Source organism: Caballeronia zhejiangensis (assembly GCF_000698575.1).
Taxonomy (GTDB): domain Bacteria; phylum Pseudomonadota; class Gammaproteobacteria; order Burkholderiales; family Burkholderiaceae; genus Caballeronia; species Caballeronia zhejiangensis.
Map to the genome: position 1 here is coordinate 1 of NZ_JFHD01000043.1, position 15366 is coordinate 15366.

15 protein-coding genes are annotated in these 15366 nt (G+C 62.8%); 7 read left to right on the top strand and 8 right to left on the bottom strand.

Going from position 1 to position 15366, the window contains the following annotated elements; translation table 11 throughout:
- Positions 1-88: 88 nt before the first annotated feature.
- Complete coding sequence (locus BG60_RS31260; protein ID WP_034473908.1) at positions 89-1723, top strand: NAD(P)/FAD-dependent oxidoreductase; 1635 nt, start codon at positions 89-91, stop codon at positions 1721-1723.
- A 77-nt stretch (positions 1724-1800) separates the two neighbouring features.
- Positions 1801-2133, top strand: coding sequence for a hypothetical protein (locus tag BG60_RS31265; RefSeq protein WP_235366208.1), 333 nt, complete (start codon positions 1801-1803; stop codon positions 2131-2133).
- A 53-nt stretch (positions 2134-2186) separates the two neighbouring features.
- Here the strand turns inward: BG60_RS31265 and BG60_RS31270 are convergent, their stop codons facing one another.
- From BG60_RS31270 to BG60_RS31280, 3 genes are all read right to left on the bottom strand, one after another.
- Positions 2187-3728, bottom strand: a complete 1542-nt coding sequence (locus BG60_RS31270; RefSeq protein ID WP_034473909.1) for a UxaA family hydrolase — start codon at positions 3726-3728, stop codon at positions 2187-2189.
- Positions 3729-3744: 16 nt separating this feature from the next.
- On the bottom strand, positions 3745-5031 hold the full coding sequence (locus tag BG60_RS31275; protein ID WP_008344369.1) for an MFS transporter: 1287 nt from the start codon (positions 5029-5031) through the stop codon (positions 3745-3747).
- A gap of 97 nt (positions 5032-5128) precedes the next feature.
- A complete protein-coding gene (locus BG60_RS31280; protein WP_034473910.1) occupies positions 5129-6253 on the bottom strand; it encodes a mannitol dehydrogenase family protein in 1125 nt (374 codons plus the stop codon).
- 224 nt (positions 6254-6477) lie between these two features.
- Here BG60_RS31280 and BG60_RS31285 point away from each other — a divergent pair, with 224 nt between their 5' ends.
- Positions 6478-7176, top strand: coding sequence for a FadR/GntR family transcriptional regulator (locus BG60_RS31285; protein WP_008344373.1), 699 nt, complete (start codon positions 6478-6480; stop codon positions 7174-7176).
- A gap of 48 nt (positions 7177-7224) precedes the next feature.
- Here BG60_RS31285 and BG60_RS31290 read toward each other — a convergent pair whose 3' ends face one another.
- Entirely contained in the window at positions 7225-7545 is a 321-nt protein-coding gene (locus tag BG60_RS31290) for a hypothetical protein (protein ID WP_008344375.1), read from the bottom strand.
- Between the two features lie 376 nt (positions 7546-7921).
- On the opposite strand from BG60_RS31290, the gene BG60_RS31295 reads away from it, so the two are divergent.
- Positions 7922-8797 carry a class I SAM-dependent methyltransferase gene (locus tag BG60_RS31295; protein ID WP_008344377.1) on the top strand — a complete coding sequence of 292 codons (876 nt, stop codon included), beginning with the start codon at positions 7922-7924 and terminating at the stop codon, positions 8795-8797.
- Here the strand turns inward: BG60_RS31295 and BG60_RS31300 are convergent, their stop codons facing one another.
- Together BG60_RS31300 and BG60_RS31305 are read right to left on the bottom strand one after the other, a co-directional pair.
- Positions 8798-9355 carry a DUF1415 domain-containing protein gene (locus tag BG60_RS31300; RefSeq protein WP_008344378.1) on the bottom strand — a complete coding sequence of 186 codons (558 nt, stop codon included), beginning with the start codon at positions 9353-9355 and terminating at the stop codon, positions 8798-8800.
- Complete coding sequence (locus BG60_RS31305) at positions 9352-9999, bottom strand: TetR/AcrR family transcriptional regulator (RefSeq protein WP_008344380.1); 648 nt, start codon at positions 9997-9999, stop codon at positions 9352-9354. The genes BG60_RS31300 and BG60_RS31305 overlap by 4 nt, the downstream gene beginning before the upstream one ends.
- A 131-nt stretch (positions 10000-10130) precedes the next feature.
- Here BG60_RS31305 and BG60_RS31310 point away from each other — a divergent pair, with 131 nt between their 5' ends.
- Together BG60_RS31310 and BG60_RS31315 are read left to right on the top strand one after the other, a co-directional pair.
- Positions 10131-11414: an MFS transporter gene (locus BG60_RS31310; protein ID WP_033536108.1), complete on the top strand. Its 1284-nt coding sequence runs from the start codon at positions 10131-10133 to the stop codon at positions 11412-11414.
- Between the two features lie 104 nt (positions 11415-11518).
- Positions 11519-12115, top strand: a complete 597-nt coding sequence (locus BG60_RS31315; protein WP_034473911.1) for a nitroreductase family protein — start codon at positions 11519-11521, stop codon at positions 12113-12115.
- A 6-nt stretch (positions 12116-12121) separates the two neighbouring features.
- Here the strand turns inward: BG60_RS31315 and BG60_RS31320 are convergent, their stop codons facing one another.
- On the bottom strand, positions 12122-13609 hold the full coding sequence (locus BG60_RS31320) for an MFS transporter (RefSeq protein ID WP_051078918.1): 1488 nt from the start codon (positions 13607-13609) through the stop codon (positions 12122-12124).
- 182 nt (positions 13610-13791) lie between these two features.
- Here BG60_RS31320 and BG60_RS31325 point away from each other — a divergent pair, with 182 nt between their 5' ends.
- Positions 13792-15042, top strand: a complete 1251-nt coding sequence (locus tag BG60_RS31325) for an Hsp70 family protein (protein WP_034473913.1) — start codon at positions 13792-13794, stop codon at positions 15040-15042.
- 74 nt (positions 15043-15116) lie between these two features.
- Here the strand turns inward: BG60_RS31325 and BG60_RS31330 are convergent, their stop codons facing one another.
- Positions 15117-15320: a cold-shock protein gene (locus tag BG60_RS31330; protein ID WP_007000074.1), complete on the bottom strand. Its 204-nt coding sequence runs from the start codon at positions 15318-15320 to the stop codon at positions 15117-15119.
- Positions 15321-15366: the final 46 nt, after the last annotated feature.

Consider the following 15366-nt stretch of genomic DNA (forward strand, 5'->3'; position numbering starts at 1 on the left):
TATCTGCGAATCCGCGAAGTGCGCGTTGCGCAAGCGCTAGAATCTCTCTACAGCTTTTCAAAAAGTACGGAGCGCCGTCGATTTCCCCATGCTACGTCTAAGCGAACTCAAGCTCTCGCTCGATCATCCCGAATCGGCTATCGAAACTGCGGTTCTCGCGCGTCTCGCGGAAATCGGCGTTGGCGCGAACGAACTCGTGAGCTTTCAAGTATTTCGCCGCGCACACGATGCCCGCAAGCGCGCCGATATCAAGCTCACCTACATCATCGATGTCGAGGTGCGAGACGAAACGTCGGTGTTGAAGCGACTGGAAGCGCATCCGCATCCGCACTGCGGCGTGACGCCCGACATGGCGTATCGTTTCGTCGCAAAAGCGCCGGCGCAATCGACGATGCTGCGTCCCGTCGTCATCGGCATGGGACCGTGCGGGCTTTTCGCCGGCTTGATCCTCGCGCAGATGGGTTTTCGGCCGATCATTCTCGAACGCGGCAAAGCGGTGCGCGAGCGGACGAAAGACACGTGGGGCCTCTGGCGTCGCAACGAGCTCAATCCGGAATCGAACGTGCAGTTCGGCGAAGGCGGCGCAGGCACTTTCTCGGACGGCAAGCTCTACAGCCAGATCAAGGATCCCAAACATTACGGCCGCAAGGTGCTCGAGGAGTTCGTCAAAGCTGGCGCGCCGGAAGACATTCTGTATTTGAGCCGGCCGCACATCGGTACCTTCCGGCTGGTGAGCATGGTCGAGAAGATGCGCGCGCAAATCCATCAGCTTGGCGGGGAAGTGCGATTTCAGCACCGGGTTGAAGACATCGACATCGATAACGGCAAGGTGCGCGGGCTCAAACTTTCGACGGGCGAAACGCTGCGCTGCGATCACGTCGTGCTCGCCGTCGGTCACAGCGCACGCGATACGTTCGAGATGCTGCACGAACGCGGCGTCTACATGGAGGCCAAGCCGTTCTCGCTCGGCTTCCGGATCGAGCATCCGCAAGGCGTGATCGACAGAAGCCGCTTCGGCAAATTCGCCGGCCACGAAAAGCTCGGCGCCGCCGACTACAAAGTGGTCCATCACTGCAGCAATGGACGCGTGGTCTATAGCTTTTGCATGTGCCCGGGCGGCACGGTCGTCGCGGCGACGTCCGAGCCGGGCCGCGTCGTGACGAACGGCATGAGCCAGTATTCGCGCGCCGAGCGTAACGCGAACGCGGGCATCGTCGTCGGCATTACGGCGGATGACTACCCGGGCGGCCCGCTGGCCGGCATCGCGTTTCAGCGCAAGTGGGAAGAGCGCGCGTTCGAACTCGGCGGCGGCGACTACTCCGCGCCGGGGCAACTCGTCGGCGATTTCATCGCGGGGCGCGCATCCACTTCGCTCGGTTCCGTGGCGCCGTCCTACAAGCCGGGCGTAAAGCCGACCGATCTGAGCACCGCGCTGCCCGATTACGTGATCGAAGCGATTCGCGAGGCGTTGCCCGAGCTCGACAAGAAGATCAAGGGATTCGCGATGCACGACGCAGTGTTGACCGGTGTCGAGACGCGCACGTCGTCGCCGATCCGCGTGCGTCGCAAGGACGACTATCAGAGCGTCAATGTGGAGGGGCTTTATCCGGCGGGAGAGGGCGCGGGCTACGCTGGGGGCATCTATTCGGCTGCGATCGACGGCATCGAAGTGGCGGAAGCCGTCGCGTTGCAGATGATGGCGCAACACGCCGAGACGGTCTGATCGTCCGCGCTCCCAACGAGGTCGCGAACATGCCATCCGATGCGCTTCTCATCACCAATCGAGCGGTTGCTGTCGTCTTGCCGAAGCAGCCGTTCGTCGATTGGATCAACCGCGCCGATCCGGCACCAGACCCGCAGCGTCCCGTTCTTTTCGACGAGGCGCGCGACGACCCAAACACGTTCCTGATTCCATGCGGAGGCGACGATGTTATCGAGTCCGCCGAGAAATGGATCAACCGAAACTGGCAGACGATTTTCGAACAGATGCTCGACGACTGGTACACGGACGACGCATTGTGGCCGCAGAAGCGATCGCTCAAACTCTTTCGCGAATGGTGCGAAGTGCGGCTTCACGGCACGGTGTTCGACTGCTCGCACGAGCCAATCCAAATCGACCTCGGACCGGCCTGATCGAAGAAAAACGCGCCGGAACACGGCGCGTTTTTTTCACCAAAATAGAAGCCTCAAGTCACCACACCCACCTGCCAAGGCACGAACTCACTCTGCCCATACCCGTGGAGTTCGCTCTTCGACGCCACGCCTGACGCACAGTCGAGCATCATCTGGAAGATTTCGTCGCCGAGTTGTTCGATGGTCGCGGAGCCGTCGATCACGCCGCCGCAATTGATATCCATGTCCTCTTCCTGGCGTTCCCACAGCGCGGTGTTCGTCGCCAGTTTGAGCGACGGCGACGGCGCGCATCCATAAGCCGAACCGCGTCCCGTCGTGAAGCAGATCAGATTTGCGCCCGATGCAACCTGGCCCGTCGCCGACATCGGATCGTAGCCGGGCGAATCCATGAACACGAAGCCTTTCGCGTCGATGCGCTGAGCGTACTCGTACACTTCGACGAGATTCGTTGTCCCGCCTTTCGCGACCGCGCCGAGCGATTTTTCGAGGATCGTCGTCAATCCGCCGACCTTGTTGCCTGCCGACGGATTGTTGTCCATCGCCGCGCCATTGCGCGCGCAGTATTCTTCCCACCACTTGATACGCGTGAGCAGTTTCTCTCCGACCTCGCGGCTCACCGCGCGGCGCGTCAGCAGATGCTCCGCGCCATACACTTCCGGCGTTTCGGAAAGAATCGCCGTGCCGCCATGCGCGACGAGCTTGTCGACCGCCGCGCCCAATGCGGGATTCGCCGAAATGCCCGAATAGCCATCCGACCCGCCGCACTGCAAACCGACGATCAGGTGCGACGCCGGCAGCGGCTCGCGCTGCACGCGATTGGCATCGGCGAGCATTTCCTTCACCAGCGCGATGCCGCGTTCGATCGTCTTGCGCGTGCCGCCGCTATCCTGAATCGTGAAGCTCTTCAGATGCGAACCGTCCTTCAGCCCGCTCGATTCGAGCACACCGGAAATCTGATTGGTCTCGCATCCCAGACCCACGAACAGCACCGAATGAAAATTCGGATGCACCGCGTAACCCGCAAGCGTGCGCCGCAAGATGCCGAGCCCTTCGCCCTGCATGTCGATGCCGCATCCGAGACCGTGCGTCAGCGCGATCACGCCGTCGACGTTCGGGTAATCCGCGAGCGCTTCCGGATGCACGTCGCGCCGGAAATGATCGGCGATCGCGCGGGCGACCGTCGCCGAGCAGTTCACGCTCGTCAGCACGCCGACGAAATTGCGCGTGGCGATGCGGCCGTCCTCGCGGCGGATGCCCATGAAAGTCGCGGGCTTGTCGACGAACGGCGTCGGATGCAGATCGACGCCGAACTCGTGCTCGCGCGCGAAATCGGCCATCGACAGATTGTGCGTGTGGACGTGCTGCCCGCGCGCGATCGCTTCCTTCGCCACGCCGATGATCTGGTTGTAGCGCTTCACGGGCGCGCCCGCCGCGATATCGCGCGTCGCGATCTTGTGGCCCGGCGGAATCAGCCCGGCGACGACGAGATCCTCCGACGCGATCCGCGCGCCGGAGAGCAACTGACGCGTCGCGATCACGACGTCGTCGTTCGGATGCAGCCGGATGACCGCATGGTCGGTGGATGTGGTGGACATGGTTTTGTTCTCAGACTCAGACCGTGGAAGGTGCGCGACCGTCGTCGCGCCGGGCTTGCTCTTCTTCGGCGCGATTGAGCGGTTCGATCTTGCCGACAATGAAAAGATAGCTGAACGCGCCGAGGAAGCAGAAGCCGCCCGCGACGCACAGCGGAATCACGAACGAGCCCTTGGTGATCGCGAGCATCACGCCGGTGAACGTGGTGATGACGATGCCTGCCAGATTCGACGCGAAATTCTGGATGCCGCCGATCGACGCGACGTGATCCGGCGTCGGCGCGACGTCGCTCGGGAGCGACCAGATCGATGCAGCGGCGAACGCGAGACTCGCGTAAGCGATGCCGAAGAACGCGAGCATCAGATAAATGTTTTCGACGAACGCGCACAGCGTGATGACGGACGACATCAGCATGCCGCCGACCATGCAGGTCTTGCGTGCGGCGGTCAGGCTCCAGCCGCGCTTGAAGAGCGAATCGGAGATGAAGCCGCCGAGCCAGCCGCCGGGAATCGACATCAGCGCGGGAATCGTGCCGAGCGTGCCGAGCGATTTCAGCGAGAAGCCGTGCGCCTGCACGAGATAGCTCGGGAACCAGGTGATGAAGAAGTAGATCACGAAGTTCAGGCAGAAGAAGCCGAGCATCATGCCCCACAGCGTGCGGTACTTGAACAGCGACGCCCACGACACCTTGTTCTTCGGCGCAACCGGCACCGGCGCGACATCGGTTTCGCCGGTGAGATCGCCCTTCGACTTGTTACGGTAGATCAGGAACCAGCCGAGAATCCACACGAAGCCGATCACGCCGGTAATGACGAACGACGCTTCCCAGCCGAACGAGCTGATGATGAACGCGACGACCGGAATGGACAGTGCCGAACCCACGCGCGAGCCCGAATCGAAGATGCTGGTCGCGAATGCGCGCTGCGATTTTGTGAACCATTGCGACACGAGCTTCGCGCACGACGGATACGCGCCCGCTTCGCCGACGCCCAGCATCAGGCGGCAGCCGAACATGCCGACGACGCTCGTCGCAACCGCGGTCAACGCCGTGAACACCGACCACCAGCCCACCGCGAGCGGCAATGCGATGCGTGCGCCGACGCGATCGACGAACCAGCCGAACGGCATCTGCATGAGCGCGTAGCTCCAGAAGAAGCCGCTCAGGATGAAGCCCATTTCGGCCGGGCCGATATTGAGCGCTTTTTCGATTTGCGGCGCGGCGACCGCAAGGTTTGCACGATCGATGTAATTGATCGCGATTGCCAGAAAGGCCAGAAATATCACTACCCAACGCATTTTGCGCATCGTTTGTCTCCTCAATGGGGCGGCACTTCAATGTGTTCCAGCTCGATCCGCGATGCCGGCGCGGTGAGCCGTGATTGAAAATCGGTCGGGCCGGTCGTCAGGCGGTTTCGAGTGCGTCGCGAAGACGCGTTTGTTCGATGTCGAGCTTCAGTTCGCGCGCCAGATCGATGACGGGCTGAAAGCGTCGAACTTTCTTCTCGTCGTGATTGCGCGCGATGTCAGCGAGCCGATGGACGAGAAACGGGTTCTCGAAGCGGTCGCGCACGCTCGCGAGGTAGTCGGCCGCAACGTCGCCCTTGCCGAGCGCCGCGAATACGGGAAGCACTTCGTCGCGCCACGTCGCTTCGAGCGGCTCGCGATAGGCCGGATCGCGCATCGCGTCGAGTACGGTCATGTCCGGCGAGCCGTCGCGCGTGCGCCAGATCTGCGCGAGCATCGTGTGGCCGAGATTCAGCATCAGAAGCTTGAGGCGTTCGTAGTGCGCGAGATCGTCGGTGACGACGATGTCCTCGTGCTCGCACGGCAATACCATGCCGTCCTGACGCTCGATCGCCCACAGCGCGTACGGCTCCGCGATCGCGCCGACAGGTTGTATCGGCTCCGACACGATGCGGTCCACGAGCGAATTCACCCACACGCAGTCGTTCGTCAGATAAGCGATGAACGCGTCGTCGACGTTCCAGCCGCGCGCCACGCCGATGACCAGATCGCGCAGCGTATCGCCGTTGCGCGAAACGAGTTCGCAGGGCAGAAGCGTGATCGGCGCGCCGCCGGCGCGATGCCGCGCGTGCAGCAGCACCGCGAGCTTTGCCGCGAAGCCGCGCGGCGTGCGCTGGCCGTCGAGCAGATCGGCGGTGTCTTCATCGAAAAGCGCGTACCCTGCGTCGGCGGTGTTCGAGACGATCACTTTCACGTCGCGCTTCACGCGCTCGATCAGCAAGGGCCAGTCTTCGTTCGCGTGCAGCGCTTCGGTGATGGCATCGCATTCGACCGTCATATCGATGGTTTCATCGCGCTGACGGCCACGGATGCGCACCGGATAACGCCCGGCCGAGCGCAAGGCCTCGACACGCGCGCGGCTGTCGGCGCTCGACGTCGTCTGGACGACGGTAATCTTGCCGAGCGCTTTCGCCGGATCGCGGCGCGCTGCAACGGTCACGAAAAAATCGACGTGTGCCTGCAAAAAGCGGCTGGTGCCGAATTGGAGAATCGGATTGCTCATCGTCGCGCGCGCTAGGGAGGAATTTCGTCTGGGAACGGTTCCAGATCGCCGTAAAAAAATTGGCCCACCTGGCCTTACCGGATTGCATACTAGTGTCTTGAAACAGAATTGGTCAAGCCACTTGTAAGCAGTCTGCGGACGGCAAACGCCCGCCCCACGGCGCGTCAACCCTTCCACTGATTACAATCCACGTTTTCCCCGAGACGAAAAGCAGGAGCCAGCTCGTGAGCGTCAAACCAGCCGAAACGCGTCGCCTCTATCTACAGATCGCCGACAAGCTGCGCGGGCTGATCGAACAGCAGGATTTCGCGCCGAACGGCCGCTTGCCGTCCGAGCGCGAACTGGCGCAGACGCTCGGCGTGTCGCGGCCATCGGTGCGCGAGGCGCTTGTCGCGCTGGAACTGGAAGGGCGCGTCGAAATTCGCATGGGCTCGGGCGTGTACATCGTCGCGGCGCCGTCGGCGAAGCCGGCGACGAGCGAAGCGGAACTGGGCGAAAGCCCGATCGAGATCATGAACGCGCGCGGCGTAATCGAGGGCGCGATCGCGGCGAGCGTCGCGCCGTTCTCGAAACCGAAAGAGATCAAGGCGTTGCGCGCCGTGTACGAGACGATGGCGCGCGAAGTCGCGAACGGCCAGGTGCCGATGGCGGCCGATCGCGCGTTTCACATCGCGATCGCGCAGATGACCGGCAACGACGTGCTCGTGCGAACGGTCGGCAGTCTGTATGACGAGCGGCATAGTCCGCTGTCATCGACACTGCGTGGGCACTTCGAAGGAGAGGAAACGTGGGCGGCCGCGCTTGGCGAGCATCGCGAGATTCTGGAAGCACTGGAAGCGCGCGACGCCATACAGGCGCAAGCCGCGATGCAGCGGCACATGCGTCAGTCCGCGGCGCGCCTCATGACCAAACGCAAAAGCTGACGCCGGCGCGCGCTCGGAACGCGCACCGGTTTCAGACGCGCGATCGCGTCAGCCCGGATAGGCTTCATCGACCTTCAGACCCGCCAGCTTGAAGATCACGCGCAACGTTTGCGGCGCAATCTCGCGGCGTGACGCGAGCGTCGTCAGGACGAAATCCATCACCTTGGCGTACTTCAGCATGGTCAGGCACGTTTCGATATCGGTGGAGCCGTCGCGCATCGATTCGGCGAGGCGCAACATCTCCACGGAAATCTCTCGTGCCATTTCGAGTTCGAGTTGCTGCTTTTCGCTCCACGCGGGCATCGCGGTCAGTGCCGCGAGCATCTCCTGAAATTGTTTCTCTGCTTTCTTGTCCGGGATCGCATCCATCGCCGTCCTCTCATGTTCATGGCGCCGGCGAGTCGCATTCGCCGCGCTGTGCGTTAGGTGTTACGTAACAAGGTGGGCGCGGGTGACGACGTTCGACGTGTCGAGGCACGGCTTGTTACTGGCTTGTTGCTCCTGCTTGCTGCATCGGTACGCAGCCGCGAGGCCACGCTGTGTCGTCTTTTCCAATGGCCTCATTGTCCGACGATGCACAATCCGTTCCATGCGTTTGCTGCCACGCATTGGCCGATCAGCCGTGGCTGGAACAAGAGCGTCTTCGCGCTTTTGGGTAAACTTCCCCTTTTGAGACGGCAGAACCAGCGGTTAGCGCACATTCGGCGCGAACTGCTCCGCTTTTTTTATTCAACACACCTTCAAGATGACCAGGAAGTCCTCCGCGTCGGCTCCGGGCACACCCGACCCATCCACCAAACACGAGATTCGTCCAGGCCAGTCGATCGAACTGCTGAAGGAACTCCATATCCTCACGCGCGACGGCAAGATGAATCAGGACAGCCGCCGCAAACTGAAGCAGGTCTATCACCTCTATCAGTTCATCGAACCGCTTCTCGCCGAAGTTCATGAGCGCCAAGGGGCCGTATCACTTGTCGATCACGGTGCAGGAAAATCCTATCTTGGGTTTATTCTCTACGATCTCTTCTTCAAGACTCTGCGCGATCGGTCACACATCTTTGGAATCGAGACGCGCGAAGAGCTCGTAAAAAAATCGGAAGAATTGGCTGGCCGACTCGGGTTTACGGGGATGTCATTTTTGAATCTGTCGGTGGCCGAATCAATTGATTCAGATCGTCTACCTGATTCGATCGATATCGTCACCGCGCTTCACGCGTGCAACACCGCCACCGACGACGCCATCCAGTTCGCTCTGCAAAAGAAAGCGAAATACATCGTCGTGGTGCCGTGCTGTCAGGCGGAAGTGGCTTCGGTGCTGCGCAAGAACAAGGGCCACTCGCTTTCGAAGAACGTGCTGACGGAAATGTGGCGGCATCCGCTGCACACGCGCGAATTCGGGAGCCAGATCACGAACGTGCTGCGCTGCCTGCAGCTCGAATCGCACGGTTATCAGGTGAGCGTAACGGAACTCGTCGGCTGGGAACATTCGATGAAGAACGAGCTCATCGTTGCGCAATTCAAGGACCTGCCGCGCGGCCGGCCTGCGCAAAGGCTGTCTGACGTGCTGGAAACGCTCGGGCTGGACGAGTTGCGCGAGCGCTTTTTCGCGCCCGCGCACTGATCAGGACTTCTCTTTCATCCACGCTGCGAAGCCGTCGTGCCCGAGACGGCGCAGCGTTTCGATATTGCGTTCGTAGATGTCGGCCGCATCGGGAAATGCAGCCACCGCGCGATCGATGCTCGCTTCGCGGATCAGATGGAACGTCGGGTACGGCGCGCGATTCGTGTAGTTGTCGATATCGTCGGGCCCGGTGCCTTCGAACCGATAGTCCGGATGAAAACTCGCGATCTGCAATTCGCCCGCGAGTCCCAATTGATCGACGAGGCGCTCGGCGAAGAAGAGCGCGTCGTTATAGTCGGCGAAATCGGCGAACGCGTGCGGCGTGATGAAAAGCGTCGTGTCGATTACTTCCGCGTCGGTGTCGCGCAAGAGGCGAAGTTCATCGGTCAGTTCCACGACGAGGTCGTCCACGCCGCGCGCCTCGCTCACCACATAGCGAATCTGCTCTTTGACATGCACGCTCTTCGCGAACGGGCACAGGTTGAGTCCGATCACCGCGCGGGTGAGCCAGTGTCGGGTCGCCGCGATCACGTCGTCGCGGTTGCTGCTGTCATTCATGAATCTTCCTGTTTGCGATGCCCGGCGCAGGCCGCCGCGATCAGCGTGCGCGCGATGCGCGGCGCGGCGAGCAGCGGGCCCGAACCGGGGCCGTAGGTCTGGCTCGTCGCGTAGATGCCGTCGACGAGCAACGCGAGCGATTCCGCCAGCTCGACGGGATTATCCGCTCCGGCGGCCGTCGAAATTTCGACGAGACGGGTCATCAGGTAACTTTTGTTGCGCTCGACCGATTGGCGCGCGGGATGCGCCGGATCGCCGAATTCGCACGCGATGTTCACGAACGGGCAGCCGCGGTAATCGGGCGACGACGCGCGCTTCACCAGATCTTCGAGCGCCTGGACGAGCTGTTTCGCCGGCTCGCCGGGATGTTTCGCGACGCTCGCCTCGAAGCGCCGCCGGAATCTTTCATCCATGCGCTCCAGATACGCGACGACGAGTTCGTCTTTCGACGCGAATTGCCGATACAGGCTCATTTTATTGACGCCCGCCCGCTCGACGACGGCATCGACGCCGATCGCGCGGATGCCGTCGCGATAGAAAAGCTCCTGCGCCGCGTCGAGCAATTGCTCCTGCGCGGTCGCCGCGTCCGTGCGCGCGTTACGACGGGCGGCGGTTTTCGGCTGATCGGACGTTACTCGGGTCAAGATCGGATCCTCGATGATTTCTGCTCCATGCTTGACATGTTACCGATCGGTAACTAAGCTCGCAACTCTGATGTGACAGAACGGTAACGAAGGTTCTTGCTTGAGATAAAAATCAACCTGACGGAGCAGCGATGAATTGGGTAGCGAGACGGCTGAACGGCCGTATGCATTACGGCTGGGTCGCGGTGGGCGTCGTGTTCCTGGTGTTGCTCGCGGCGGCTGGCACGCGCGCAACGCCGAGCGTCATGATGTTGCCGCTCGAAAAGCAGTTCGGCTGGTCGCGCGGCACGATTTCGCTGGCGATTTCGATCAATCTCGCGCTCTACGGTCTCGCGGGCCCGTTCGCCGCGGCCGCGATGCAGCGTTTCGGCGTGCGCCCGACCGTGCTGGCCGCAATTGCGACGCTTGCCGCCGGCGTCGGCATTTCGTCGATGATGACCGAGCCGTGGCAAATGGTGCTCGTCTGGGGCGTGATGGTCGGCAGCGCGACGGGCGTGGCCGCGCTCACGCTGTCCGCGACGATCGTGAATCGCTGGTTCACGACGCATCGCGGCCTCGCGATGGGCATTCTCACCGCGAGTTCCGCGACCGGCCAGCTCGTGTTCCTGCCGTTCCTCGCTTCGATCTCCGAGCATTACGGCTGGCGTCCGGTAGTGTTCGTCGTCGCGGCGGCGGCGGCGATCGTGTTGCCGCTCGTCGCGTGGCTGCTGCCCGAGCGCCCGGCCGATCTCTCGCTGCGTCCGGTCGGCGAGACCGCCGACTTGCCGCCCGGCGCGCTCCCGCCGCCGAAAAATCCGATCAAGGTCGCGTTCGGCACGCTCGCGATGGCCAGCAAGACGCGCGATTTCTGGCTGCTGTTCTTCAGCTTCTTCGTCTGCGGCGCGAGCACGAACGGTTACGTCGGCACGCATCTGATCGCGATGTGCTCCGACTACGGCATGACGCAAGTGCAGGGCGCGACGCTGCTCGCCGCGATGGGCATTTTCGATCTCTTCGGCACGACGCTCTCCGGCTGGCTTTCCGACCGTTTCAACTCGCGCGTGCTGCTGTTCTGGTACTACGGCCTTCGCGGACTGTCGCTGATCTATCTGCCGTATGCGTTCGGCATCGATTTCTTCGGCCTGCCGCTCTTCGCCGTGTTCTACGGGCTCGACTGGATCGCCACCGTGCCGCCGACCGTGCGCCTCGCCACCGATGTCTACGGCAAGGAATCGGCGCCGATCGTGTTCGGCTGGGTCGTCGCGGGCCATCAGCTCGGCGCGGCGTTCGCGGCGCTCGGCGGCGGCATGCTGCGTTCGAGCCTCGGCAGCTATACCGTCGCCACGATGATCTCCGGCGGCCTGTGCCTCGTCGCCGCCGTGACGGTGCTGCGCATCAATCGCGCGGGCCGGACGATGGGCGTCGCCGCGACCTGACGATCTGCACGCGCGCGCGAGCTTGTTTATCCTTGTCGCGTTGAACGGCGCGCATCTTTGCCGATGCGCGCCGTTTGTCTTTCATCACGCCAACGAGGACCAACATGAGCACGAAACCCGCTCCGACCGATGTCGACATCCACGAACTGATCGCCGGCCGCTGGAGCCCGCGCGCCTTTTCCAATGCGCCGATCGAGCGCACGACGTTGCATCGCCTGCTCGAAGCGGCGCGTTGGGCGCCGTCGTCGAACAATTTGCAGCCGTGGCGTTTCATCGCGTTCGATCGTCATCGCGACGAAGCCGCGTTCAAACGCGCGTTCGATACGCTCGCGCCGTCGAATCAGAAATGGAACGTGAACGTGCCGCTGCTCGTCTGCGTGACGGCGTCCACGCTCACGCCGAAAGGCGACGCGAACCGCACCGCGACTTATGACACCGGCGCGGCCGCGATGGCGCTGGTGCTCCAGGCGCACGCGCTCGGACTCGCGACGCATCAGATGGGCGGCTTCGACCGCGACGCCTTCCGTCAGGCGTTCTCGGTTCCCGCCAATGTCGAGATCATCGCGATGATCGCGATCGGGCATCACGGCGACGCAAGCGAGCTCGACGACGCGCTGCGCGAGCGCGAAGCGGCGCCGCGCGCACGCAAGACGCTGGCTGAAGCGGCCTTCGAAGGCGCGTGGGACAAGGCGTTCAAGTAAGCGCGGTCAGTGCTCGTCCGCCGCCGACAGCGGACGAGCGACATCTTCGAGCGATTTGCGCTCCGCCGCGACGCCCCAGATTCCGGCGACGACCGCCGCCGCGATCATCAGCAGCGAGCCGATCAGATAGCCGACGAACACAGGGCCGCGCTCGTGCGTGTCGATCAACTGACCGAAAAGCGTCGGCCCGATAATGCCGCCGAGCGCCGTGCCGAACGCGTAGAACACGGCGATGGCGAGCGCGCGAATTTCCAGCGGGAACGTCTCGCTCACGGTCAGATACGCGGAACTTGCCGCCGCCGACGCGAAGAAGAAAATCACCATCCACGCGATGGTTTGCGTCGTCACGGTGAGCATGCCGTGCATGAACATCCAGCCGCTCACCGTCAGCAGCACGCCCGAGATCGCATACGTCGACGCGATCATGCGACGCCGTCCGAGCACGTCGAAAAGCCTGCCGAGCAGCACCGGACCGAGAAAATTCCCGGCGGCGAACGGCAGCACGTACCAGCCGATGTGATCGCCCGGCACATGATAGAAATCGGTCAGCACGAGCGCGTAGGTGAAGAAAATCGCGTTGTAGAAGAACGCCTGCGCGGTCATCAGCACCAATCCGACGAGCGAGCGGCTGCGATGCGCCTTGAACAGCGTGTGGACGACTTCGCGGATCGGCGTGCCATCACGCGCGTGCAGACGCAGCGGCTTGACGGGCGTGTCGGGAATCTCGACGCCGTGCTGCCGGAAATGCGCCTCGATTTCCTCGACGACGTGCCTCGCCTCGTCCGCGCGATTGTGCGTGATGAGCCAGCGCGGGCTTTCCGGCACCCACATGCGCATGAAGAGAATCGTGAGCCCGAGCGCCGCGCCGATCAGAAAGCACGCCCGCCAGCCCCAATCGGGCGGAAGAAGGGCGGGATCGAGCAGCACGATCGAGCCCGCCGCGCCGATGCCCGCGCCGACCCAGAACGTGCCGTTGATCGCGAGATCGGTCCAGCCGCGCAGGCGGGCGGGCGTGAATTCCTGAATCGTCGAATTGATCGCCGTGTATTCGCCGCCGATGCCCGCGCCCGTCAGAAAACGGAACAGTACGAACGTGGCGAGATTCCACGAGAACGCGGTCGCGGCGGTCGCGGCCACGTACAGAAAGAGCGTGATGAAGAACAGCTTGCGCCGGCCGAGCCGGTCCGTGAGCCAGCCGAACCCGAGCGCGCCGAGCACCGCGCCTGCGATATACGCGCTGCCCGCGATACCGACATCGGCATTCGAAAACTGCAGCGCCGGGCTCGATTTCAGCGCGCTCGCGACCGCGCCGGCGAGCGTCACTTCGAGGCCGTCGAGCAGCCAGGTGATGCCGAGCGCAAGGACGATCAGCGTGTGAAAGCGTCCCCACGGCAGGCGATCGAGCCGCCCGGGCAGATCGGTTTCGATGATCGCCGGGCGATCGCTGGCTGTATCGCTCAAACGGGTCTCCCGTGGCGTGGCGGTTTCGTTCATGCGTCCGGAGCGTGCTCTCGAAATCAAACAAATTGCCGCGAGGCGAGCAAGTTATATTCCGCTTTTGTCGAATAAACTCTATGGTTTAAAAATATCTGAAATGCGGTTGATGCGCCCGCGCGAACGTGTTAAAAACGCCGTCCATGTTTGAATGCGGCGTCTTCAGGACGCCGCCGATGCCCATGACTTATTGCGCGATCGATTTCGGCACATCGAATTCAGCGGTGGCTTTGCCCGACGGATTGTCGATCCGGCTGGCGCCCGTCGAAGGCGAAGCGACGACGCTGCCCACCGCGGTTTTCTTCAACACCGACGAGAATAACCAGTCCTACGGCCGCGCGGCGCTCGAAGCGTACATCGACGGCTTCGACGGCCGCCTGATGCGCTCGATGAAGAGCATTCTCGGTTCGCCGCTCGCGGACAACAGCACCGACCTGGGCGACGGCTCGGCGATCAAATACACCGATGTCATCACGCTCTTTCTGCAGCATTTGAAGCAGAAGGCGCAGGCGCTCGCCGCCGAACCGCTCACGCGCGCGGTGCTCGGCCGCCCCGTATTTTTCGTCGACGACGATCCGCGCGCCGACCATCTCGCGCAAAAGCAGCTCGAAGCGTGCGCGCACGCGGTCGGCTTGCGCGAGATCCATTTCCAGTACGAGCCGATCGCGGCGGCCTTCGACTATGAGGCCGGGCTGACGCAGGAAGGCCTCGTCCTGGTCGCCGATATCGGCGGCGGCACGTCGGACTTTTCGCTCGTGCGCGTCGGTCCGGAGCGCGCGCGGCATCTCGAGCGCAAGGGCGATGTGCTCGCGCACCACGGCGTGCACGTCGCCGGCACGGATTTCGACCGGCGCGTGGAACTCGCGACGGTGCTGCGCGAACTCGGCTATCAATCGCTCGATCCGAAAGGGCGCGAAGTGCCGAGCCCCGTGTATTTCGATCTCGCGACCTGGCATCTGATCAACACGGTCTATACGCCGAAGCGCGTGAGCGAATTGCAACTGATGCGCCATCTCTACACCGACGTGCGGCATCACGATCGGCTGATGCGCGTCGTGTATCGCCGGCTCGGGCACGCGCTGACCGCGCACGCCGAGGAAGCGAAGATCGACGTCGCCGCGGGCGGCACGACCGAAATCGACATGGAAGAGGTGGAAGAAGCGCTGCGCGTCGGGTTCGACGAGACGCAGCTCATCGCGGCCGGCGCGGACGAAACGCGGCGGATCGTCGAGGCGGCGCACGAGACGCTCAAGCGGGCGGGCGTCGCGCCGGCGGACGTGGGCGCGGTCTATTTCACAGGTGGCACGACGGGCCTGCGATTCCTGTCGGACGCGCTTTCGGCGGCGTTTCCCGGCGCGAAACCGGTATTCGGCGATCGTCTCGCCAGCGTGGCGAAAGGACTCGGAATCTACGCGCAACGCATCTTCGCCTGATGCGGATCACGCAGCCGCGCAGAAAACAAAAAACCCCGCCGAAGCGGGGTTTTTCATACGAATTCTAGCGGGTCTTAGACCGGCTTGATGTTCGCGGCTTGCTTGCCCTTCGGGCCGGTCTTCACTTCGTAGGAAACCTTTTGGTTTTCCTGAAGCGTCTTGAAGCCTTCGATGCGGATTTCCGAGAAGTGCGCGAACAGATCTTCGCCGCCGCCATCCGGAGTGATGAAGCCAAAGCCCTTTGCGTCATTGAACCACTTGACGGTACCGGTTTCCATGTTACTTGTTCCAAAAAAATGATGAATAAGGCCGAAGCCCAGGGGT